This is a genomic window from Chryseobacterium sp. GW823-FHT05E08 (genome assembly GCF_058795655.1).
The window spans coordinates 40,030-61,869 of record NZ_JBXAHY010000009.1; the positions used below are offsets into that span (position 1 = coordinate 40,030).

The 21,840-nt window shown below is 33.9% G+C and carries 27 protein-coding genes; 8 read left to right on the plus strand and 19 right to left on the minus strand.

Annotation, left to right across the window (positions count from 1 at the left end; all coding sequences use genetic code 11):
• Nucleotides 1-9 precede the first annotated feature (9 nt).
• From clpX to greA, 3 genes are all read right to left on the minus strand, one after another.
• Complete coding sequence (gene clpX, locus AC1Q7L_RS21805) at nt 10-1,197, minus strand: ATP-dependent Clp protease ATP-binding subunit ClpX (RefSeq protein WP_492308015.1); 1,188 nt, start codon at nt 1,195-1,197, stop codon at nt 10-12.
• 66 nt (nt 1,198-1,263) lie between these two features.
• Nucleotides 1,264-1,653 carry an HIT family protein gene (locus tag AC1Q7L_RS21810; RefSeq protein ID WP_492308014.1) on the minus strand — a complete coding sequence of 130 codons (390 nt, stop codon included), beginning with the start codon at nt 1,651-1,653 and terminating at the stop codon, nt 1,264-1,266.
• A gap of 40 nt (nt 1,654-1,693) precedes the next feature.
• Nucleotides 1,694-2,164, minus strand: coding sequence for a transcription elongation factor GreA (gene greA / locus AC1Q7L_RS21815; protein ID WP_410694188.1), 471 nt, complete (start codon nt 2,162-2,164; stop codon nt 1,694-1,696).
• A 109-nt stretch (nt 2,165-2,273) separates the two neighbouring features.
• Between greA and AC1Q7L_RS21820 the strand changes: the two genes are divergently transcribed.
• The 4 genes from AC1Q7L_RS21820 (at nt 2,274) to AC1Q7L_RS21835 (ending at nt 5,704) form a co-directional block, all read left to right on the plus strand.
• Nucleotides 2,274-2,726, plus strand: a complete 453-nt coding sequence (locus AC1Q7L_RS21820) for a hypothetical protein (protein WP_492308013.1) — start codon at nt 2,274-2,276, stop codon at nt 2,724-2,726.
• 1 nt (nt 2,727) lies between these two features.
• A complete protein-coding gene (gene dtd / locus AC1Q7L_RS21825; protein ID WP_492308012.1) occupies nt 2,728-3,177 on the plus strand; it encodes a D-aminoacyl-tRNA deacylase in 450 nt (149 codons plus the stop codon).
• Between the two features lie 31 nt (nt 3,178-3,208).
• Nucleotides 3,209-3,892 carry an FKBP-type peptidyl-prolyl cis-trans isomerase gene (locus AC1Q7L_RS21830; protein WP_492308011.1) on the plus strand — a complete coding sequence of 228 codons (684 nt, stop codon included), beginning with the start codon at nt 3,209-3,211 and terminating at the stop codon, nt 3,890-3,892.
• A 126-nt stretch (nt 3,893-4,018) separates the two neighbouring features.
• On the plus strand, nt 4,019-5,704 hold the full coding sequence (locus AC1Q7L_RS21835; RefSeq protein ID WP_492308010.1) for a S8 family peptidase: 1,686 nt from the start codon (nt 4,019-4,021) through the stop codon (nt 5,702-5,704).
• A 106-nt stretch (nt 5,705-5,810) separates the two neighbouring features.
• On the opposite strand, the gene AC1Q7L_RS21840 is transcribed toward AC1Q7L_RS21835, so the two are convergent.
• The 9 genes from AC1Q7L_RS21840 to AC1Q7L_RS21880 form a co-directional block, all read right to left on the minus strand.
• On the minus strand, nt 5,811-6,323 hold the full coding sequence (locus tag AC1Q7L_RS21840) for a hypothetical protein (RefSeq protein WP_066752482.1): 513 nt from the start codon (nt 6,321-6,323) through the stop codon (nt 5,811-5,813).
• Nucleotides 6,324-6,368: 45 nt separating this feature from the next.
• A complete protein-coding gene (locus tag AC1Q7L_RS21845) occupies nt 6,369-6,908 on the minus strand; it encodes a hypothetical protein (protein WP_492308009.1) in 540 nt (179 codons plus the stop codon).
• 332 nt (nt 6,909-7,240) lie between these two features.
• A complete protein-coding gene (locus AC1Q7L_RS21850) occupies nt 7,241-7,909 on the minus strand; it encodes a DUF1361 domain-containing protein (RefSeq protein ID WP_492308008.1) in 669 nt (222 codons plus the stop codon).
• 13 nt (nt 7,910-7,922) lie between these two features.
• Nucleotides 7,923-9,293 carry a DUF4153 domain-containing protein gene (locus AC1Q7L_RS21855; protein WP_492308007.1) on the minus strand — a complete coding sequence of 457 codons (1,371 nt, stop codon included), beginning with the start codon at nt 9,291-9,293 and terminating at the stop codon, nt 7,923-7,925.
• A 50-nt stretch (nt 9,294-9,343) separates the two neighbouring features.
• Entirely contained in the window at nt 9,344-9,829 is a 486-nt protein-coding gene (locus AC1Q7L_RS21860) for a Coq4 family protein (protein WP_492308006.1), read from the minus strand.
• Between the two features lie 16 nt (nt 9,830-9,845).
• The gene (locus AC1Q7L_RS21865; RefSeq protein WP_492308005.1) at nt 9,846-10,145 is read right to left on the minus strand and encodes a hypothetical protein; all 300 of its coding nucleotides are present in this window, start codon (nt 10,143-10,145) and stop codon (nt 9,846-9,848) included.
• A gap of 75 nt (nt 10,146-10,220) precedes the next feature.
• Nucleotides 10,221-10,511 (minus strand): winged helix-turn-helix domain-containing protein, encoded by a 291-nt coding sequence (locus tag AC1Q7L_RS21870; protein WP_054511899.1) that lies wholly within the window; start codon nt 10,509-10,511, stop codon nt 10,221-10,223.
• A 59-nt stretch (nt 10,512-10,570) separates the two neighbouring features.
• The gene (locus tag AC1Q7L_RS21875) at nt 10,571-11,188 is read right to left on the minus strand and encodes a hypothetical protein (RefSeq protein ID WP_492308004.1); all 618 of its coding nucleotides are present in this window, start codon (nt 11,186-11,188) and stop codon (nt 10,571-10,573) included.
• A 236-nt stretch (nt 11,189-11,424) separates the two neighbouring features.
• A complete protein-coding gene (locus AC1Q7L_RS21880; RefSeq protein ID WP_492308003.1) occupies nt 11,425-12,189 on the minus strand; it encodes an enoyl-CoA hydratase/isomerase family protein in 765 nt (254 codons plus the stop codon).
• A 275-nt stretch (nt 12,190-12,464) separates the two neighbouring features.
• Here AC1Q7L_RS21880 and AC1Q7L_RS21885 point away from each other — a divergent pair, with 275 nt between their 5' ends.
• The 4 genes from AC1Q7L_RS21885 (at nt 12,465) to AC1Q7L_RS21900 (ending at nt 15,115) form a co-directional block, all read left to right on the plus strand.
• On the plus strand, nt 12,465-12,809 hold the full coding sequence (locus AC1Q7L_RS21885) for a hypothetical protein (protein WP_492308002.1): 345 nt from the start codon (nt 12,465-12,467) through the stop codon (nt 12,807-12,809).
• Nucleotides 12,810-13,112: 303 nt separating this feature from the next.
• Nucleotides 13,113-13,661, plus strand: a complete 549-nt coding sequence (locus AC1Q7L_RS21890; protein ID WP_492308001.1) for a phage tail protein — start codon at nt 13,113-13,115, stop codon at nt 13,659-13,661.
• A gap of 47 nt (nt 13,662-13,708) precedes the next feature.
• Entirely contained in the window at nt 13,709-14,251 is a 543-nt protein-coding gene (locus AC1Q7L_RS21895; protein ID WP_492308000.1) for a phage tail protein, read from the plus strand.
• A gap of 33 nt (nt 14,252-14,284) precedes the next feature.
• Nucleotides 14,285-15,115, plus strand: a complete 831-nt coding sequence (locus tag AC1Q7L_RS21900; protein ID WP_492307999.1) for a T9SS type A sorting domain-containing protein — start codon at nt 14,285-14,287, stop codon at nt 15,113-15,115.
• A 92-nt stretch (nt 15,116-15,207) separates the two neighbouring features.
• On the opposite strand, the gene AC1Q7L_RS21905 is transcribed toward AC1Q7L_RS21900, so the two are convergent.
• From AC1Q7L_RS21905 to paaZ, 7 genes are all read right to left on the minus strand, one after another.
• Nucleotides 15,208-15,909, minus strand: coding sequence for an SMUG2 DNA glycosylase family protein (locus AC1Q7L_RS21905; protein WP_492307998.1), 702 nt, complete (start codon nt 15,907-15,909; stop codon nt 15,208-15,210).
• Between the two features lie 94 nt (nt 15,910-16,003).
• Complete coding sequence (locus AC1Q7L_RS21910; protein ID WP_492307997.1) at nt 16,004-16,495, minus strand: hypothetical protein; 492 nt, start codon at nt 16,493-16,495, stop codon at nt 16,004-16,006.
• A gap of 20 nt (nt 16,496-16,515) precedes the next feature.
• Nucleotides 16,516-16,878: a hypothetical protein gene (locus tag AC1Q7L_RS21915; protein WP_492307996.1), complete on the minus strand. Its 363-nt coding sequence runs from the start codon at nt 16,876-16,878 to the stop codon at nt 16,516-16,518.
• Nucleotides 16,879-17,082: 204 nt separating this feature from the next.
• On the minus strand, nt 17,083-17,862 hold the full coding sequence (locus AC1Q7L_RS21920) for a DUF4241 domain-containing protein (RefSeq protein WP_492307995.1): 780 nt from the start codon (nt 17,860-17,862) through the stop codon (nt 17,083-17,085).
• 43 nt (nt 17,863-17,905) lie between these two features.
• Complete coding sequence (locus AC1Q7L_RS21925) at nt 17,906-18,442, minus strand: SMI1/KNR4 family protein (protein ID WP_492307994.1); 537 nt, start codon at nt 18,440-18,442, stop codon at nt 17,906-17,908.
• Nucleotides 18,443-18,591: 149 nt separating this feature from the next.
• On the minus strand, nt 18,592-19,203 hold the full coding sequence (locus tag AC1Q7L_RS21930) for a transposase (RefSeq protein ID WP_492307993.1): 612 nt from the start codon (nt 19,201-19,203) through the stop codon (nt 18,592-18,594).
• A 117-nt stretch (nt 19,204-19,320) separates the two neighbouring features.
• Nucleotides 19,321-21,810: a phenylacetic acid degradation bifunctional protein PaaZ gene (gene paaZ, locus AC1Q7L_RS21935; protein WP_492307992.1), complete on the minus strand. Its 2,490-nt coding sequence runs from the start codon at nt 21,808-21,810 to the stop codon at nt 19,321-19,323.
• Nucleotides 21,811-21,840 lie beyond the last annotated feature (30 nt).

The window sequence follows — 21,840 nt, forward strand, 5'->3', positions numbered from 1 at the left end:
AAATATATTTTATTTATTAACAAAAATATTATCTTCGGTTAATACTATTTCTTTCTCCTCTCCTATTGAAAACATGTAGTCTTCAAGTACTTTCTCAGTGGTTCCTCTAAGCCCTCTGGCTCCCAAACCTTTCTCCATTGTTTCTTCTACAATCTTATCAATTGCACCGTCTGTGAATACTAAATTCGTGCCATCCATTTTAAAAAGCTCCACAAATTGATTCACAATTGAATTTTTTGGCTCTTTCATGATACGAACCATTACTTCTTTCGTGAGTTTATCGAGATAAGTAATGATTGGAAATCTGCCCAAAAGTTCGGGAATTAATCCGAAAGTACGAAGATCGATTGCATTAATATTTGTTAATACATAATCATCTTCATCTACTTTATTGATCTTTTCTGAGCTGAAACCTATTGCCTGCTTATTCATTCTTCTTTCGATGATCTCTTTAATCCCGTCAAAAGCTCCACCGGCAATAAATAAAATATTTTGAGTATTTACCTGAATATATTTTTGGTCTGGATGCTTTCTTCCCCCTTGAGGCGGAACATTCACAATACTTCCTTCCAATAATTTCAATAAACCTTGCTGAACACCTTCACCAGAAACGTCTCTTGTAAGACTCGGGTTATCAGATTTTCTTGCAATTTTATCAATTTCATCAATAAACACGATTCCTTTTTCTGCTTTTTCTACGTCATAATCGGCAACCATCAAAAGTCTCGACAAAATACTTTCAACATCTTCTCCTACATATCCAGCTTCCGTTAAAATCGTTGCATCCACGATACAAAACGGAACATTCAACTCTCTGGCAATTGTTTTAGCCAATAAAGTTTTTCCTGTACCCGTCTCACCAATCATGATAATGTTTGATTTCTCCAACTCCACTTCTCTGTTTTCGTTCTGAGCGTGAAGCAGTCTTTTATAATGATTGTAAACAGCAATCGACAATTGTTTTTTTGCCTGATCCTGTCCTATTACATATTGATTAAGAAATTCTTTGATCTCTTTAGGCTTTTTCAGCTCTTCAATATTTTCTGCAGGAGACTGTTCTGTTTTAGAACCGCCATCCTTTACAATTAAATGAGCCTGTTCTATACAATTTTCGCAAATAAAACCGTTCTGACCAGAAATAAGCATTTGAACTTCACTTCTTTTTCTGCCACAGAAAGAACATTGGTTTGAATTCATCTTATACTATTATATATATGTTAAAGAAAATCGTAAAAAATTTCTTCTTTACGATCTCCTTATTTTTTAAGAATTAATAATTGAGTTTTGAATCTCGGTATACTCTTCGTTTGTTAATTTTAATCTCTCATTTTTAAAATTCATTTCCTCCACGTTATTTAATGGTATCAAATGAATATGTGCATGAGGAACTTCTAACCCTACAACTGCCACCCCTACTCTTACGCAATGAATCGCATTCTTTACTTTCTTGGCAACTTCCTGAGCAAACCCCCAAAGGTTTTTATACTCTTCGCTGTCAAGATCAAAAATAAGGTCAACTTCTTTTTTAGGAACTACCAAAGTATGTCCTTTCACTAACGGCATTGCATCTAAGAAAGCAACAAAATCTTCATTTTCTGCAATTTTATATGATGGAATGTCGCCATTAATGATCTTTGTGAATATTGTACTCATCCTTTATTAGAAATTAGATGTTAGATGTTAGATATTTAGTTTATAAAGTAATTTCCAAAACTTCGAAAGAGAGTTTGTTTCCGTTTGGTAAGGTAATTTCTGCAGTGTCACCAATAACTTTGCCTAGCAAACCTTTAGCAATTGGTGTATTTACTGAGATCTTTCCGGTTTTTAAGTCACTTTCGTTATCTGGTACCAATTTAAAAGTCTGTTCTTGGTTTGTTGCATTATTTTTAAGTCTCACTGTTGTTAAGATTGAAACTTTTGAAGTATCTAATAGGCTTTCATCTATAATTTTTGAAGAAGAAACAACGTCTTTCAGTTTAGAAATTCTCATTTCCAACATACCTTGTGCTTCTTTAGCAGCATCATATTCTGCATTTTCCGACAAATCTCCTTTGTCTCTGGCTTCTGCAATCTGCTGAGTAATTTTTGGTCTCTCTACAGTTTCTAACTGTTCCAGCTCAGCTTTCATTTTCTCTAAACCCTCCTTTGTTACATAGCTTGCCATAATTTTCAAAATTTAGTTTTAGTATAAAAAAATAATCCGACATTTGCCGGACAATGTTTTGTTGTAATAATCGTTTAAGTTTTACAAATATATAAAAATTTAAATTGAAATGAAAAAAAGTTTCTCAATCTTATCTATTTTCATGTTGCTGATATTCAGTAATTTAACTATAAATTCATGCGGTAGCAGGGAAGATACTGTCAGTTGTTTTCCGAACGCTCCCATTGGTGTAATATTAAACCTTAATCTTCCTGCTTACTATTCTCTGAACCAGGTTGGAGGCTGGAAATACATTGATGAACAAAGTTCGGGTACCAGAGGGCTGATCGTTGTAAGAGCTTCAAGCACGACATTTAAAATTTATGATAGAAATGCACCTCATATTTGCCCGGATACCAACACTACTCTTGAGGTTAAAGATGACATCAGCGTGGTATGCCCGAAAGACAATGCAAAATGGATCTTATTAACCGGACAGCCAACAGCAGTTGCCAATATTCCACCAAAGACTTATCTGTCTAATTATGATGCAAATAGTAATGTTTTAAATATCTATTATTAAGATGAAAGTCGTAATACAGAGAGTTTCAGAAGCGAGCGTAAAAGTCGATGGTAAAATTGTAGGAGAAATCGGAAAAGGATTAATGCTTTTGGTAGGCATTGATGAAAATGACGAAAAAAATGATGCAGATTGGCTTGTTCAGAAAATTTTAAGTCTTAGAATTTTCGGTGATGAGGATGATAAACTCAATCTTTCTGTAAAAGATATTTCCGGAGAAATTCTTTGCATCAGTCAGTTTACATTAATTGCTGATTACAAAAAAGGAAATCGTCCGTCTTTCATCAAAGCAGCAAAACCGGATAAAGCCATACCTCTTTTTGATTATTTTAAAGAAGAAATTTCAAAATCAGAGCTAAAAACGGAGAGCGGAATTTTTGGAGCTGATATGAAAGTATCCCTAATTAATGACGGACCCGTAACAATTGTCATGGATTCCATTACAAAAGCTTAAATTTACAACAGATAATAATTTATACAAAAAAATGAAAAAAACCTTAGTTACTTTAGTTCTTCTTGCAGGAATTAATTTTTCTTATGCTCAAAAAGCTTATACTGACGACCAAAAAGCGTCTTATTACATAGGTCTTGACATTGCTCAAAATCTTAAAAAGCAAGGACTTACTATTGATCCAGATCTTTTGGCTCAGGCAATAAAAGATGAACTTTCGGATAAACCAAGATTATTACCAAAAGAAGAAATGGGCACTTTCTTACAAGGTTTCATGCAGAAACAAAATGAGAAAAGACAGGCTCAGGACAAATTAAAAGCTGAAGAAAACAAAAAGAAAGGAGCAGAATTTCTTACAAAAAATAAGCTAAACAAGAAAATAACAACTACAGCAAGCGGTTTACAATATGAAGTTCTTGCGCCTGGTGACGGAAAAGCAAAACCTACTGCTTCAAGCACAGCTACTGTATCTTATAGCGGAAAATTGATGGATGGAACCATTTTCGATTCTACAGAAAAACAAGGTGGAAAACCGATTGAATTAAACATTTCATCTGTTATAAAAGGATGGACAGAAGGTATTCAATTAATGAGCAAAGGTGCTAAATACAGATTTTATATTCCTTCTGATTTAGCATATGGAGACAGCGGAGCCGGCGGAGTAATTCCTCCAGGAGCAACGTTAATCTTTGATGTTGAGCTTGTAGATTTTAAATAAGAAATTGATTTACAATAAAAAACGTCTCTCAAAATTTGGGAGACGTTTTTTTGTAATAAACTTAAAATCACTATCTTTATTCCCTAATTACAGAATTAAACAAAACCTAAAACCTGAAAAACGCCTATGAAAACCAGAATCTTTATTATATCGATTTTCTGCTTCTTCCTATCTTTTGGACAGAATAGAAAGGGAGAATTTCAATTACAGAAAAACTCAAACTCACACAGCCTTTACGTTGCTTTTTCTAAAAATGCCAATGCTGTTGATATTATTAATTACACACAAAGCAAAAATCCTGCATTCAAAGAATTTGTAAGAGCAAACGGAATTTCATTTGTGAACGATCTCGGTTTCAGTGATAGAAAGCTGAACGAAATGATTGAAAGCAGCAAGAAAAATAAAAACTCAGGAGAATCAGTTGAAAAATTAAGAAGAATTTTCAAAGTTGAAACTTCAGTAAAAAACAATGAAGATATTTTAAAATTAGCAGAAAGTTTAGAAAAATTTTCAGAAATAGAATATGCTTCAATATTAAGTAATGAACCCATTGAACCACCTGCAACGGCTACTTTTGTTATTACGCCTAATTTAGAAGCTTCTCAAACTTATTTATTTGAAAATCCAGGAATCAATGTAAATTATGCATGGTCAAGAGGAATCACAGGGCAAAATGTGAGAGTTCGTGATGTAGAATATGGTTTTCACAAGACTCATGAAATGTTGGTTGACAGAAATACTGTTCAATTAGAATCCGGAGTTACTCCAAATACATCATTAACAACTCCAACAAGTACTTATTATAGCTGGCTTGATCATGGAACTGCCGTGATGAGTATTTTAGGTTCAGCAAAAGATAATATCGGACTTTCAGGAAGTGCTTACAATGCCACTGAAATGAAAGGTTTCTTAGAATGGACAACCGCTTCATACAACAGAGTTGCAGCCGTAACAAGAGCTATTAATGCTTCTCAGGCAGGAGATATTGTGTTGTACGAAATGCAAACCGGAGGTCAAAACTCCAATTATGTTCCGGCAGAATATGACAATCTTATCTGGGATTTAACAAAAGCAGCAACAGAATCCGGAATCATCATTATTGCAGCAGCAGGAAATGGTAACGAAAATCTTGACGGTTCTTTTTATGCGGCTTATAACGCAAGAGGAAACAGCGGTGCTATTATTGTTGGAGCAGGAACCAATACGACTGCTCACTCAAAATTAAGTTTCAGTACGTATGGTAACAGAGTGGATGTACAAGGCTGGGGACAAAATGTTTTAGCCGCAGGTTATGGCGGTTGGGCGACTTATGACGGAGATACCAACAGAACGTACACACTTTTCAGTGGGACAAGTTCTGCAACACCAATTGTATCTTCTGCAGCTATTTTAATTCAATCTTATTATCGTCAGGCTACTGGACAGTTTTTAACTCCGGCAGCGATGAAAAACCTTTTGGTGACAACAGGAATTCCTCAGGGAGGAACTTTAACCACAAAAATTGGCCCTCTACCAAATATCAAAGCAGCTATCGAGCAATTGGAAAGCAGTCTTGTACTTTCTGCAAGAAGTACAAATGTAACTCCATTAAAAATTGAAGTTTATCCTAATCCGGCAACCAATTCTATTTCAGTGAGAAGCCCGGAAAAAAATATAGACTTTGAGATCATTAACATGGCAGGACAATCTATTTTAAAAGGTTCAACTTCATCTGATGAAAAATTGAATATTTCTAATTTTCCAAAAGGAACTTATATTATTAATGCTACAGATGGGCAAAGAAGAGTTGTTGAGAAATTTATTAAGCAATAATTTTTAATGCAAAGTTCACTAAGATCTTTTCAGTTATAACGATAAAATTAAAAACGTCTCTCAAAATTTTGAGAGACGTTTTTTTTTAAATAACCTTTTATAAAAACTATTTCGCAGGTACACTGCTGAAATTAAGTGCGATTTTTAAGTTCATATCTGAACTTGTCTGATTTTTCAATTCGTACACCGTTCTTACGGTAACTCCTGAACTCTTTACTACTTCATCCAAAAACCCTGTGTCATTAAGATCAAGATTTAAACTTGCTCCATCAGTAGAAATACTTGAACGAGATGCTACCAATCTTTCTTTAGTTCCGCTTGAAGAAATAAATACTTTGATAGATTTTAAAGCGCTCAGATTTCCTCCTGATGGAGAAACTACTGAAATTTTAGCATCTGAAATTCTTACATCTTTAATCTGTGCATTGTTGTTTCCTCCAAACCAAGTCTGAACATTTGTTGCCGTTGCCGTAGAAGAAACTTCTTTGTCAGCAGGAACTCCCGTAGAAATTAAAACATTGGTTGTATAAGGAAATGTATTCTGGACTAGCGACTGTACCGTTCCACAACTCACTAAAGCTGCAGAGGCTACCATCGCTGTTAATATCATATTTTTCATAATAGTACTTCTTTTATAGAATGACTTACAGAAATTGTACCAAAATTATTCTACGCTTACTTTAAAATTCCCTTTTGTATTTCCGGAAGCCATATTGCTCTTTCCTATAATTAGCCAAACTTCGCCTTTACCGACAACCTCGTGAGTGATCTCTCTTCCGAAAGGTCCGTCGTACTTTCCGTCCGGTGTTTTTATTTGATTGAATCTGATATTAAAATCTTTTTCTTTAGTGGAAATCGTAGCCTTGATATCGGGTTTTTCGTAGTTTGTAATTTTTAAAACCAATTCCTGATTATCCTTTGTAAACTCTTCTCCAAGCGTAAACGGAAGTTGAGAAGCATCGGCTGTTCTGATGATCTGTCCTTCTTTCATATTTCTCATTACTCCGGTTTTCAAGACCTCTTTGGTAACAGGAGCATTATTGATGATTGAATCTTTCATTCTTATTGCCGCCGAATCTACTTTGGATGGAGAGTCGGGCATTTCTGTGACCGCCATTGAATCTTTACTCGGAGCCTCCGTAATATTGGCTTCTTTTTTACAAGAAATAATAATCAATGGGATCAACAATAAGGATTTTTTCATAATAGTTATTTTTAAATGAGACATTGGAGTTTTAGTTTAAGCTTATTAAAAATTTTAACCACAAAAGATACAAAAGCCATGATTGAACTATTTAATTTTAACTATTTTGAAAACAAAAGCTCTCAAAAGAATAAAAATCAAAGATTTTTAAAAACTTATGTGTTCTTTTTTGCCGTTCATTATAAATTTAAATAATCTGTTTAATCTTTTGTTTCTTTTGTTTCTTTTGTGGTTAAAATAACTAAGCTTTAAACAAGTTTAACTAATGAATCTATTTAGAAGCTAAAATTGTTCCATAAAGTATATTAAAACCTTAAAAAATGCTTAGTCTGTTATTTTTCAGGAATCAAAGCCCCCTTTCTTACTGCTCTCAACATAAAGTACATAAAATTGAGCATAATTCCCATTAATACAGTAACTCCCCACGTTTTTGTATAATCCAACGGATAAATAAATCTCACTGCAATATCATTAAATAATCCAAATGGATTGTTCAGAACATCCCAACTGTTCCATCTTAAAAATCGACCAAGATACACTCCAAAACTGCTCAGAAATAGAAACAAAACAGCAATAATGCTAATCGTAGATCTTTTAAAATAGGATGAAAGCATTTTCTCAATATCCAATAAACTTATAAAACCACAAATTAATCCCGCCCAAGCGTATGAAAGAATAACGATAAGATCATACCAAATTGGTACTGAATTTCTGGTCTTTAGATGAAAAAGATCAGTCAGAATATAGGGTGAATTCGGGAAAAATAAAATCCAAACTACAATCGCAAAAGCCAATGCAATTTTACTTTTGATATCAAAAATCAATAAAAAACTGCTTATGATAAAAGGAATCCACGCCAGAAATAAATTCCAGTTCAGAAAGAAAAACACTTTTGTATCACTCAAATAATATCTGAAAATTGAAAGACTGAAACAAAATAATGTCATCAAAATCAACAAGATCGTAATCTCAAACCTTTGACTTTTTTTAAACTTTTCCATCATTTTGAATAGATTATTTAATGGTTTGATAGTAAAGAACCTTGGATAAGAAATTTTCCTTTTGTTGGATTCGTACTCTTTCCAGAACACTATTTTTTATAACATCGGAATGCTTTTCTTTAGCATATTTTAATAAATACTCTTCATTAAAATTAACAAAAGTTGTATGATAATATTCGTCAAAATGATTGCGTTTTAAGTTTTGAGAAGTTATAAAACCTCCCCAATTAAAATAACTGCAAACCAAAATAGTTCCGTATACATATCCAACCATCGTATTGAATAGAAATGCGTTTCTTTTTTTCTTTTGAATTTTAATGAATGTCATAATTAAACCAATTAATGATAAAATTAAAAATCCGCAAACGCCTAATCTTTTGTACGTAAAACCATAACTCACGATGTATTCATAGTTTTTCATCATTGCAGAGAAAACTAAAATTACATTTAATACAATCCAGATTTTGGCTAAAATTTTCATTAAACCTGCTTTAGGATCGAAATTAAAACTCGATTTAAAATAAAACATAATCACCAAAATTGCCATTACGATCGAAACGATTACCGCATTTACCCTTTCATGAGTTTCTTCGGAAAGTTGATTGGGTGTTTTTACAGATTCAAAAAACTGTTCGTAATTGTAGGTGGCGATAAAGAATATCAATAAAATATTTAATGAAAAAAAAGAAATAACTCCACTCATTCTTTCTGCATCCAAATCAAGAAAAGAATATGTTGGTTTCTGAATTTTATTTTCATCTGTGAAATTATCATCTAAAATATGATTCTTTTTGTAGATCAGTTTTTCAACTGTATAATTCCAATAATTGAATGCGAAAAAGAAACCTAAAACCGTGATTACTAAAAGCTGCCAGAAATTAATATTCAATTCGATATTTTTGAAAAGATTGGCAAAATGATCACTTCCCGCGGAATAAATTCCAAAGAAAATAGCTATCAACACAAGCGGAATTAATACAAAAGCCAATGTTTTTTGCCATAATCCGGAGATATTTCTTTTCGGCAACCATTTGTCAAAATTGAAAAATCTACAGATAAATGTGATGCCGTTGACCACAAAAACAGGAATGAGAAAAAGAGTTTTCAATCTCCTGTTTTTTGATCTGTAAGACAACAGCAAAAGTGAACTTGCAATCGCCAAAAACGATGGGAAATCCCCATACCAAGCAAAAGCAATACTCGAAAGAATGCTCGTTACAAAAAGAATGAGAAATGTTCTGGTTCTGTTTTTCTCAGGCGTTTTATACAATGTAAGTGCTGCATAAATGATTCCTAGAATTCCCAGGTTCAATCCTACATTTTCATCATAAAATACGATGATGAATGCTAAGGTGGTGAGTAATATATAATGATGTGTTTTCATAATGAGGGTAGGTGTTTCGTTGTTAGTTGATAGTTGTCGGTTGATGGTTTTTAGTAATATACTGGAGTTTGTTTTTGTTGGATAAAATCTTTCAGATGATCAAAATTTTGCCAAAGGAGATTTTCAAAATCCCAGTCGTGGAATGATCTCATGTTTCGGCCTTTTTGGAAGGCATTCCTATAAGTTTTAAAGTATTCAGGAAAGACAAAAGTTCCCAATAACAAAACTCCTAAAAGGTAAGCACTTCTCTTACCGTTCCCGAAAAGCAGATACTGCATCGCAATCTCATCCTGAATATTGGTGCTGTAATCGGTAATTAGGTGGTAGACATCGTGGTTTTCCATCTTGGGAATCATTCTGAAGCCGTGTTTTTGATAAAATTCTCCCATCGTTTTTCCTAGTGAATCTTCTTTAAAGCTTAACAATTGCTTTTCATTGAACTGCCATTGTCTTTTTTTCTTTTTAAAGTATTTTCGATATTGCTTTTGAGAGTTTTCGTACATGAAAAGCAAAAATTGAACGCGTAATTTTTTCATAGTTTATATTTTTAAATTAAAATCCTATTATACTAAGTCCTATTATGGTATAAATTATTGCTAAAGGAATATTAATGAGAATGATACCAATTGATTTTAAGTAAATACCAAGTTTATTTTTGTTGATAAGTCCACCAATTACCAGACAGCAGACTACAATAAGGTTTATAATAGAACCTATAATTAGAAGCAAATATCCTCCGATGGCAAACTCCTCATTTTTTGTAAACAAGTATCCAAAAAGGCAGATGTTTCCTAATATAAAAGAGCCCCAAAACATAGATTTTCCAACATTTAAAATTTCACGGTTTTCCATATTGATTATTTTTTTTAATTTCATTTAAACAAAGAACTTTGAATTGCAAAGTGTAAAAACAAAAAAATATAGAGCTTATCTCCCTATTAATTTTTCCAGCATATTTAAATGTTCTGTAAAGGCTTCCCTCCCACTTTGGGTGACTCTGTAAGATGTTTTAGGTTTTTTACCTACAAATTCTTTCTTCACTTCTATATAAGCGGCTTTTTCCAGAGCATTGCTGTGGCTGGCTAAGTTACCGTCTGTAATTTCTAACAGACTTTTCATTTCCGAGAAATCAACCCAGTCGTTGACCATGAGAACGGACATAATGCCCAATCTTACACGGCTTTCGAATTCTTTATTGAGTTGATTTATATTGATCATAATTTCAGGTGATAGATTGCAGGGCTTAGGAATTAGTTTCCGAAGCGTAAATTTATGTCTTATTTATATTTTTTATGCATTATCAGTCCGTAAACAATATGTAAAACTCCAAATCCAAACGCCCAAAATAACAATCCCCACCCCAAAAAAAATAGGGAAAGTAATCCTAAAACTATTTCAAAGTATCCTAAATATTTTACATCTGTCAATGTATATCGTTCTGCGCTTACCAAGGCCAAACCGTAAAAAATCAGTGTTGCTGGAGCAATGAAAACAAAAAGATGATGATAAAGAAGAGCCAAACAAAAGAACCCGCCCGCTACCAAAGGTACTGCAAAGGTAGCCAAAAGGCGCTTTGTTGTACTGTCCCAAATCTTCAATCCTTTCTTTTTGCTTTTATTTGCCGTAAAAATATAGCCGCTAAGAATTGCCACCAACAAGATTACGACACCAATGAAAACAAGCTCTTTGACTAAAGATGGACCAAGAATATTTCTCTCACCACCTAAATAACTGATTCCCTCTCTCTGAAAAACAACATACACATAACCGGCACCAATAAGCGCCGCCAAACCAGCAACAACTCCGGATAACCCGCTCAGTGAAATAAATCTGGAAGAACGCTCCATCATGGAACGAATATGCGACAGATCTTCGTGGTAGTTTTTTGAATCCATATAAAGAACTTTGAAATACAAAGTTATAATTTATTTTCAATCTGCAAAATGTTTTTTTGAAAAAAAAATATTGAATGAATTGTGAATTGTCAATTCGTTTCACTTGTCAATTTTTAATTGTGTGCTAAAAATTTACGATTGACTTGCGAAGCATAATTGACCATTGACTTTTACCTATATTTCATAAAAAAACCGTTGAATGTATCAACGGCTATATTTACTTAAAAGATCAAAACCTATTTTGCTCTCAATCTCTCTTTAATAGATTCAATATTTTTCTTTGCAGAATCTTCAAGAATCAGACTTGCGCTCATGTGGATTCTTGCAGGCATTAATTCATTGAAATGATCTGTTCCTTCCCAAGATACTTTTTTAATTAAAGCCAAAGCATCACTGCTTCTTGTAGCTAGTGTCTGCATAAATTTCTCTAGCTTAACATCCATTTCTGCAATATTTTCTGAAACTGAATGATACACATTATGTTGCTCTGCCCATTCTGCTGATCTGAAATCTGCGTCAATAGCCATCGCTGAAAACTGAGATTTTCCGATTTTTCTTTCAACATATGGTCCGATTACGAATGGTCCGATTCCTAAATTGATTTCCGTTAAAGCCAAAGCAGAATCTTTCGTTGCAAAACAATAATCTGCTCCACAAGCAAGACCAACTCCACCACCAGTTGTTTTTCCCTGAACTCTTACGACAACAATTTTACCGCAATTTCTCATCGCATTCAAAACTTTAGCAAAACCTCCGAAAAATTTTGTTGATGCTTCCAGCTCTTCAATAGATAAAAGTTCATCAAAACTTGCTCCTGCACAGAATGCTTTTTCACCTTCACTTTTTACAAGAATAGCTTTAACCTCATCTTTAGCACCTTCATCCAAAATGGTCTGAGCCAGTTTTTCTAAAATTGCTCCTGGAAGAGAATTACTTTTTGGAGTTCCGAATGTGATCTCGGCGATATTGTTTTTCAGTTCTGAAACTACGAATTCGTTCATTTTTTAATTATAATTAGATTCTTACAAAAATACTAAATACGAAGCTTTTAATGAAAATTAAAACCATATAAATTAACCTTAAATCAATTCAGTTTTTACATTAGGTATAAATACTCAATCTTCAATTTGGTAACTACTACTCTATTTTTTGCCTGTATACGAAACTACATTTGTATTGTTCATTTAACGAAGCTTCAAAAAAAATTGAATATGGTGAAATCCGAAAAACCATTGAAAAAGAGTAGGAAAAAAGCTAATCATAAAAACTAATTATCATGGGTTATCCAGTAGTAGAAATTAAGAATTCAACAAATTACATTGTAACAGGAAAAGTAGATTACGCAAGTATTTTCTGTTCAGACGACAGCTATACTGTAACACCGCTTACAACTTGGAAAGCGGGCAGCAGAGGAGTATGCTTATTAACAAGAATATCAGCTACCGTTAAAACTCCAAACGGAGATATTGTAGCAACTCCTTATGAATCATCGGGAACTTCTTACAGTCAGTTTGCTGTTATTCAGACAGGTTCAAATACATTCGCTGTTACAAGAATTGTAAACTTAAGTGAAGATGTAGCTCCTGAAGATCATGTAGAGCCTACAACTCAGCAAAAATAAAAAAGTTCCATTCAATTTTTTCATGAATTTAGGTTCTAAAAAAATTGTCCCATCTAACAATAGATTTAGCCCTTCGGAATCTTCTGAAGGGCTTTCTATATCTATACATTTTAAAGAATTTAATATCTAAAAAATATTCGTTACGTAGAAATACGGAGTCCTCAATTTGGTATTTTCTACTCTATTTCTGCTTTTGTATAAATCGTTCCTTTGAAATGTGTTAAAACAATCATCACAACACTGGCGAGATCCGAAAAGCCTTAAAAAAGAGTAGGAACATTTAAAACTGAAAAAAATAATATCATGGAAGAATTAATGGGAGTCATCAAATCATTCTCCGGAAACTTTGCCCCTGTAAACTTTATGTTCTGCGATGGAAGATTATTAAGTATTGCACAAAATTCCGCTCTTTTCTCTCTTTTAGGAACTACCTATGGAGGGGACGGTATTTCAACTTTTGCTTTACCAAACCTTAACGGACGTTATCCTCTGGGAGTTGGAAGCAACGGAAGCCAAACTTACATATTGGGAGAACAGTCTGGAACTCCACAAACGACGATCATGTCTATGAACTTACCTGCGATTACAAGTCAATTAAAAGTTGCTAAAGCTAATGCTACTTCAGCTTCGCCATCTGCTACTTCATCAATTGCAATCCCGGGAACAACTGTAGGAAGAGATTTTACTGCTGTACCAAGTTTCATCGACAATGCACCTCCAGCATCTATTACATTTCTTAATCCACAATCTGTAATGTTTATCGGGCAGAATCAACCCATCAATAATATGATGCCATATATGGGAATGAACTACATTATTTGTGTTCAGGGAATTTATCCTTCAAGACCTTAATTTAAAAATAAGTATTAATAATAACCAACAATTAAAAAGAAAATATCATGGAAGAATATTTAGGAACCATCAAAATGTTTGCAGGAAACTTTATCCCAAGAGGATATTTAGCATGCAACGGAGCTTTATTAAGTATTTCACAAAACCAAGCTCTTTTCTCACTTTTAGGAACGACCTATGGAGGAAACGGTACAACAAACTTTGCTTTGCCTAATCTAAACGGTCGTGCACCAATCGGTTCAGGAATTGCTAATACAGGAAAATCCGTAAATCTTGGTGAAGTAGGTGGAGCTCCAACTACAACTTTGCTTAATTCAAACCTACCAAGTTTTATGAGCCAATTGAAAATCTCTAAATCTAATGCAACAACAGCTTCTCCATCATCAGCTTCATCAATTGCTGTTTCAGGAACAACTGTTGGAAGAGACTTCACTGCGGTTCCAAGTTTTGTAGATACAGCGCCAGACACTGTGATCAATGCAACCTCAGTTACTTTTGCAGGTGCAAACCTACCGATTGAAAATATGCCACCATACTTAGGTATGAACTATATGATTTGTGTAGAAGGAATTTTCCCTTCAAGACCATAAAATTACTTTTATAAACATCTAAAAATTAAAATCATGAAAAGCACTACTTTTTTCTTAATCTGTAGTCTGCTCATTTCTACTTTCACCTTTGCGCAGACTAGTACTGAACAATTTGAAACGGAATCTCACGGAAGTGCAAGCTTCACAGATAACGGAGTAATCTTCAACATTCTAACTCATGTAGGTGGGTTTGACATTCAGGCCAACTACCCAAATACAGGTTGGAATGGAACAGCAAACGACAATAGATATATTGACAATTCAGGAGCGGGAAATATTGCAGTTGGAGCATCATTCAGTATCAAAACAACATCAAATTTGTATAAAGTAAACAGATTTTGGGTATTCTTATCTGATACAAGTTTAAATCAAGCGGTAGCTGGTACGCTTACCATAACAGGTAAACTAAACGGAGTTACAAAGTATACACAAACCAAAACTACAGGTTTCGTAACCAGTTTAGGCTCTACGAATGGATATACTTTGATAGATTTAACCAACCTTAATGGTCAGAACTATTCAAATATTATTGTTGATCAGCTTCAAATTACAGCAGGCGGTCTTTATACCTATGTAGGTCTTGACGCTTTCACTTGGGTAAAAGATACAGGTATTGTCTTAGCAACCAATGAAGATGCAAACATCGCCAAAAAACAGGCAAGCATTTATCCTAACCCGACAACTGGTCCTCTTACAATAAAAACTGAGGAAAATACCAAAGCTGAGGTTTACAATCAGGAAGGAAAACTGGTAAAAAGCCTAGACATTAAAAAAGGCATCAATGAAGCAAATATTTCTGAACTTCCAACCGGAGTTTACATCATGAAAACAGCTTCTGAGTCTTATAAAATTATTAAAAAGTAACTTATAGAGGGTAAAGAACTAATAACCATGAATTTTTTACTATAAGTTTTAACCACGAAGATTCTAATACATAAGTGAAGAAATCCCCTGAATTATTTCAGGGGATTTTTATTTTTTAAGGCTAAAATATATTTGTCAATATACATTTCTTTTTCCTTCAATTTATATTGCTGAATATATCTCGGATGCTCCAGAACAGTCATTTTATCAAAAAGTTTTGTTTCTTTATTAAGTTTAGAAATAAAGTCTGCATTTTTCTTTCCTAAAATAAAAACTTCCGAAGTATCGAGATTTAAGCTGATATGTTTCTGTAAAGAATCAATCATAAAAGCTTTTACATCTTCGAAAAGCTTTTTATCGTCATAATAGTTAGCATTAAGCCAACCTGTTTTTGCTTTTCTGACAATCGCTAAAGGAAAAGGAGAATTGATATAAAAATCTTTGTAGAATTCTTCTGCACCTCCATAAGCCGAAATCATACCATACATAAAAACAGAAGAAATTTCGTGCGTGTGGGCAGATTTCATTGTAATTCCGCAAACGCTTTCCAAACGTTTTGTATCGGTGAATGGAACGCCTGTCACTCCTGCTCCATGACGACTAGGATTAATTCCAATAATGAATTTCCTTTTATTGGAATCGTTATAATATTTTTGATAAAACTTTTGCATGACCTCCATTGTTTCAGGATTATCCAAATATGGATTCAAGACCTGAAAACCATCTGGAAGATCTCCTGAATATTCCAGATTCTTATTGAACTGAACGACTTGTTCAGCGAAGGTTTTAAACATAATTTGTTGTTTAGATAAAGAAAAACTAATATAACAAAAATGCATAAAAAATAGCTTCAAAAGTTTTTGAAGCTATTCGAAATATATTTTATGCTTAAATATCTTCTATACGAACGTAAGCAGCACCTGATAAAAACATTAGTTCTCCATAAATATTGCCCGATGTAAAGGAAAAGACACCTCCTCCCATACAGCCATTTCCAAGAGTAAAACTCTGTCCGTTCGGTAAATTTATAATTACCTGATACCAAGTAACAAGGTCTGTATCTGCATTATCCAATGGACCTATTGTTAAATCATACACTTTATCAAAATTTTGACCTACCAAATGCCAAAACTGCACAGGAGGATTATCAGAAAGTGAATTATTAATTTGTTGATGAGAGGTCGATTGCCCTGCGGGAAGCGATGTAGGATATTCATTATATATCAAAGGAGTACAATTCAACAGTGGGTCCGCTAAATTCATACTTACCGAGACAAACGTAATATCCTGAGATGAAAGGTTATCGATTTTAAAATCATTTATTTGTGAATAGTAAAATAAACTTGAGCAAAGCAAAAGTAGTAATGATATTTTTTTCATGTTAATTTAGATTTAAAGGATTAGTTTTTAGAATTGGCAATTTTTTTATTATCGAAATAGATATCTAAAGCCCAATTTATAATATCTCCTTTGTTTCCATGCGTTTTTTCATCTATTTCAGTATCACTTACATCTCTAGATTTTATGAGTTCTTTTGCAGACGGTATCAATAAATCTTTTCTCCTTTCACTTAGCTCCGGATAATTTTTCATCCGTTTTTCCTCGTCTGTTGCTCGGTTTTCTGGACTAGTCATAACTTTCATTGCCTTTGCAAAACTTTTCATAGCATCTGTTTTATTAGCTTCCTGAGAGATTGCTAAACTTTCATTGCTACATGAAATAATTGATAATGCACTTGCAATAAGTAAAATTGTTTTTTTCATGGTTAAAATTTTTAGTTTAATAAAAATATAAAATTCCCAACAAATATTTCTACAATTAGTGAATAAAAATCCCTTTCAGTTTAAAACCAAAAGGGATTATATAAATTTTATGCTTGTTTTGAATTAAATCAGTTTAAAAATAACATTCTGAATTTTTAATTCAACTTTAAATACTTTACTTACATTTAGAAAAATTAATAAAATTTACTCTTTAAGAAAAATAAAGTTTTCAGGTTCATTATCCTCATCGCCGTCTACATCATCTTCGTCTCCTTCTTCACTTAAAGCCAATTCTATATCAATAAACTGAATATATAAACCGCAAATATCTCCATTGCCATCATAAGCAAAGTAAACAGGGTAGTTTCCGTCACCAAAACCACTTGCAAACATCGGAATCTGATAATTTGTGTTGGGAACCGTCCAATTGATCCAATCTCCCGCTTCTCTCTGATTGTTTGGATGATCTTTATAACTTTGTTCGAAAATTCCGGCAAAATAATCATCGTATACATTGTCGACATCGGTCTCAGCTACAAATTTATCTACAGACGGAAGAACTTCAGCATCAGTAATACAACCTAAACCGGCATCAACTCCAAAACCGAAAAAATCGTCTTCAGTTACTCCTTCCAATTCTTCAATTCCGATTAAGGCTTCACGATAAACAACAGGTTTTTCTTTGGTAAATTCAACTTTTACAACAGCGTATCTGTCGCCCCAATCTTCAGATTTTACCACAGCAATTGTCACAGGGAAATTTCCTTTCGGAGCCTGAATGAAATAAGGTTTTTCATTAGAACTCAGATAAACAAGCGGATCTCTCACCACCACTTTTCCGGAAGGAAGAGAAACATTTCCGATGGCCATCGTTTCCATTTTCTGTCCCAGAATTTCATTCGAAGTAAAATAGGTTTCAAGGTCTGTAGGACAAACCATGATATCTTTTACTTCTTCCCATTTTTGCATCCAGTTTTCGTTCATTATAATTTATGATTTAATTGTAAGCACTAAAATTACAGCTTATTTAGTCTACATCAAACTCTTCTTCGTCTTTTAATCCTTTAATAAATGTTTCAAAATCCTTTGCCAGAAAAATTTTCTTATAATCAGCTTCCTGATCTACATGAACGACTTCCGGTTCGCCGTCTTTTCCACACTTGGAATAATCAAGCAAGATCATATCATGACCTGCAGAAGGACAATCGCCAATATAAACTCCGATCGCAGGATATCCCCATTCGTCAATCATAAATTGACTTCCGAGTTCTCCACAAACAGAATAGGTTTTCTCTCTTCCGATTCCCATAATTCCGGTAATCGCGACATGATCTTCTGCCCAAGAATTGTCTTCCGTTGTGGAGAAACAGCTTTTTTCTACCAATCCGCCGTTTTGGACTCTCATTAATTCAATGTATGAAGCAGGAAGTTTGTAGCCTAATTCGTTTTCAATTGAAGCAATCATTTCATCATCGGGAAATTCTTCGATGTAATCTCTTACTGAATAACTGCTTTCACTCCAGAAATTTGTAAAGTCAAAGCCTTTGAAAAATTGTAGTTCCATATTTTATTTTAAATAAATGAGATTCTGATTTTACTGTAAAAGTAATTATCATTTTTAATTAAAAACATTTTTTCCGCTAAGATTTTGTACTGAGCACTAACAATCCTTGTCAAGGTTTTGAACCTTGACAAGGATGATTTAACTAAAAATCAAAGATCAAGATCAATAACTTTTTTATGCGATATTATAAAATTTTCTCTATTATCAAATAATTCAATAACCTCACTTCTTTTCAATAAAGTTTTAGAATGGCTTAAAATGGATTGATAGGAGGAAAAATTATATTTTGAAAAATCGCTCGCAATAGAATGATTCTGCGGATTTTGATGAATATAAATAATTGTATTAATTAAATATTCATCCGACGTAATCTGTTTTCTTTTAAATGGAGATTCTATTAAAGAGCCATGTCTGTTATTTTCCTTGTTAAAAGCTTGGGAATAAGAATTAAAAATTCGAGCAAATTGCTTTGAGAAAATATTTTGTGGTGAGTGAAGTCCTACAAAAGCCTTATCAGGGTTTCTGACCTTGACAAGGCTTTCCAACTCTACATCAGATTTTATCTTAACCAAAAGATGAAAATGATTAGGCATAAGACAATATGCATATACATCACAAACAGGAATAATAAATTCAGCCATTTTATTGAGAAAGAACAAATAATTTCGATCTGATTTAAAAATATTTTCTCCGTTAATTCCACGATTATAAATATGGTAAAAACGATCTGCTTCAATGGGGGCAGTTCTAATGTCTGTCATTTGTGTGTGTTGTTTTAATCCTTGTCAAGGTTTGGAACCTTGACAAGGATTAAAAGTATTAAAAAAATCCCTTTCAGTAGAAACCAAAAGGGATTATAAAATTTTATTTATTTTGAATTAAATCAATCCAAACTGCTCAAAATGATGCGTAAAATGCTTTTTGTGCATCAGTTCCCACATTTCTTTGTTTAATTTTCCGAAAACAAAATTCATGTGTTCAGCCTGCGGATTTTCTTTGTAATATATTGAGAATTTCTTCAAACTTTCTAAGAAAGACTGTTTTGCAACGTCCAGATTTTTATGTCTTAATTCCAATAACTTTTCATCTTCAGCCAAGAATGGCGCAGGGAAATCTTTCGGCATTTTTCTGTGATTGTAAAGAGAATCCTGCCATTTTTCCAAGTGTTCTTCAGGAGTGAAACATTTATCAGCTTCCGGCTCGCCAAGGCTTACCAAAACACCGTGTTCCAAATGCTCGATCATTTGTTGAGGAGACATTTTACCCCAATTTGATTGTGTATTTTCAGTTAATCCATTGACTATTTTCTGAACATTTTTAAGTTCGATGAAAGGAGAATGCTTCGCTACTAATGTTAAAATCGTTGCTACACAAACTACTTCTTCTCTCTGATTCACAACTTCAACCAGCCATTTCACCACACCGGAAGGAATATTTCTTCCTTTTACGCCTCTGTTGATCTTTTCTTTCGCGGTTAAATAAACCGTAATCGTATCTCCCGCATAAACAGGCTTGAAGAACGAACAGTTTTCTAATCCATAATTCGCAATGACTGGTCCTTTTTTCCCTGAAACGAACAATCCAGCCGCTGCAGAAAGGATAAAATATCCATGAGCTACTGTTTTATCGAAGATAGTTCCTGTCAAGCTCGTTGCATCTGTGTGTGCGTAGAAGTGATCCCAAGAAACATTAGAGAAATTAACGATATCTGCATCAGTAACCGTTCTTCCTGCGGTTTCCAACGAATCACCCACCTCAACATCTTCAAAATATTTCTGGAAAGGATGTTTGTCTGCATATTTTTTCTCTGCTCCTTGCTGATATACTTTTGTGATCGCCGTCAAAATATTCGGAGAACCTTGAATTGCTGTTTTTTGAAGGAAGAAATGAAGACCATTCAATCCACCCATTTCTTCACCACCTCCTGCTCTACCAGGACCTCCATGCATTAAAGTTGGAAGTGGAGAACCGTGACCTGTACTTTCTTTTGCATTATCTCTGTTTAACACGAAAATTCTACCGTGTTGAGAAGCCATTTTCCAAGAAGTTTCTGCTACGAATTTCTCATCATGAGAAACAATAGAACCTACCAAACTTCCTTTTCCTCTTTTTGCCAACGCTGCAGCTTCTTCTGCATCTTTGTAAGGCATCAACGTAGAAACCGGACCGAAAGCTTCAACATCATGAGAGATGTTCTTTGTAAATGGAGAATCGTTTAAGAACAATTTCGGACTCATAAATGCACCATTTTCATAGTCTGCATCTACAAGTTCGTGTTTTCCGTCGTATATAAGTTCGTTTTCAGTTTTTAAAATATTTATTTTTCTAAGAACCTCATCGTACTGTTGTTTTCCAACCAAAGAACCCATTCTTGTATCTCTACTTAAAGGATTTCCTATTTTAGTTTGATCTAAAGCTTTAGACAATGCATTTTGAACATCCCCAATTAAGTTTTCAGGAACAATAATTCTTCTGATCGCTGTACATTTCTGACCTGCTTTTGTGGTCATTTCTGTACGAACTTCTTTGATGAACAAATCAAACTCAGGAGTTCCCGGTTTTGCATCCAATCCAAGAATTGAACAGTTCAAAGAATCTGCTTCCATATTGAAACGAACAGAATTTCCTGAAACAGACGGCAAAGCTTTTAATTTTCTACCCGTTGTTGCAGAACCTGTGAATAAAACAGAATCTCCATCCTGAACATAATCCAAAATATTTCCCGGCTCCCCGCAAACCAGTTGAAGTGCTCCCTCAGGAAGAACTCCACTTTCAATCATATCCTGAAAAACTGCGTTGGTCAAATAAGAACCAAAAGGAGATGGCTTCACAATAGATGGAACACCCGCCAACAATGAAGTGGATAATTTCTCCAGCATTCCCCAGACAGGAAAGTTATATGCATTGATTTGTACAGAAACCCCTTCACTTGGTGTTAGAATGTGAGTTCCTAAGAAAGTTCCATTAGCAGAAATTTTCTGAGTTTCTCCATCCACCCAAAACGGAGTGTTCGGAAGCATTCTCTTTGCCAATCCTGAGTATGTAAAGAAAGTACCAAAACCTCCTTCAATATCTACCCAAGAATCTGCGTGAGTTGCTCCTGTTTTATATGATAATTCGTAATATTTTTTCTTTCTTTCCAACAGGTAAAGCGCTACTTTTTTCAACATTTCTCCACGATCGTAGAACGTCATTGAAGAAAGATTTTTGTACCCTACCGTTCTACCATAATCAAGAGCCTGTTCAAAATTCAGTCCTTCAGTATCTGAAACAGCAACCTGCTCTCCCGTCACGGCATTGTATAAAGGAATTCCGTTTCCGGAACCTTCGATCCATTCTCCGTGGATATAGTTTTTTAACTTTTCCATATAGTTTTTAATTTAATAATGTATCAAATA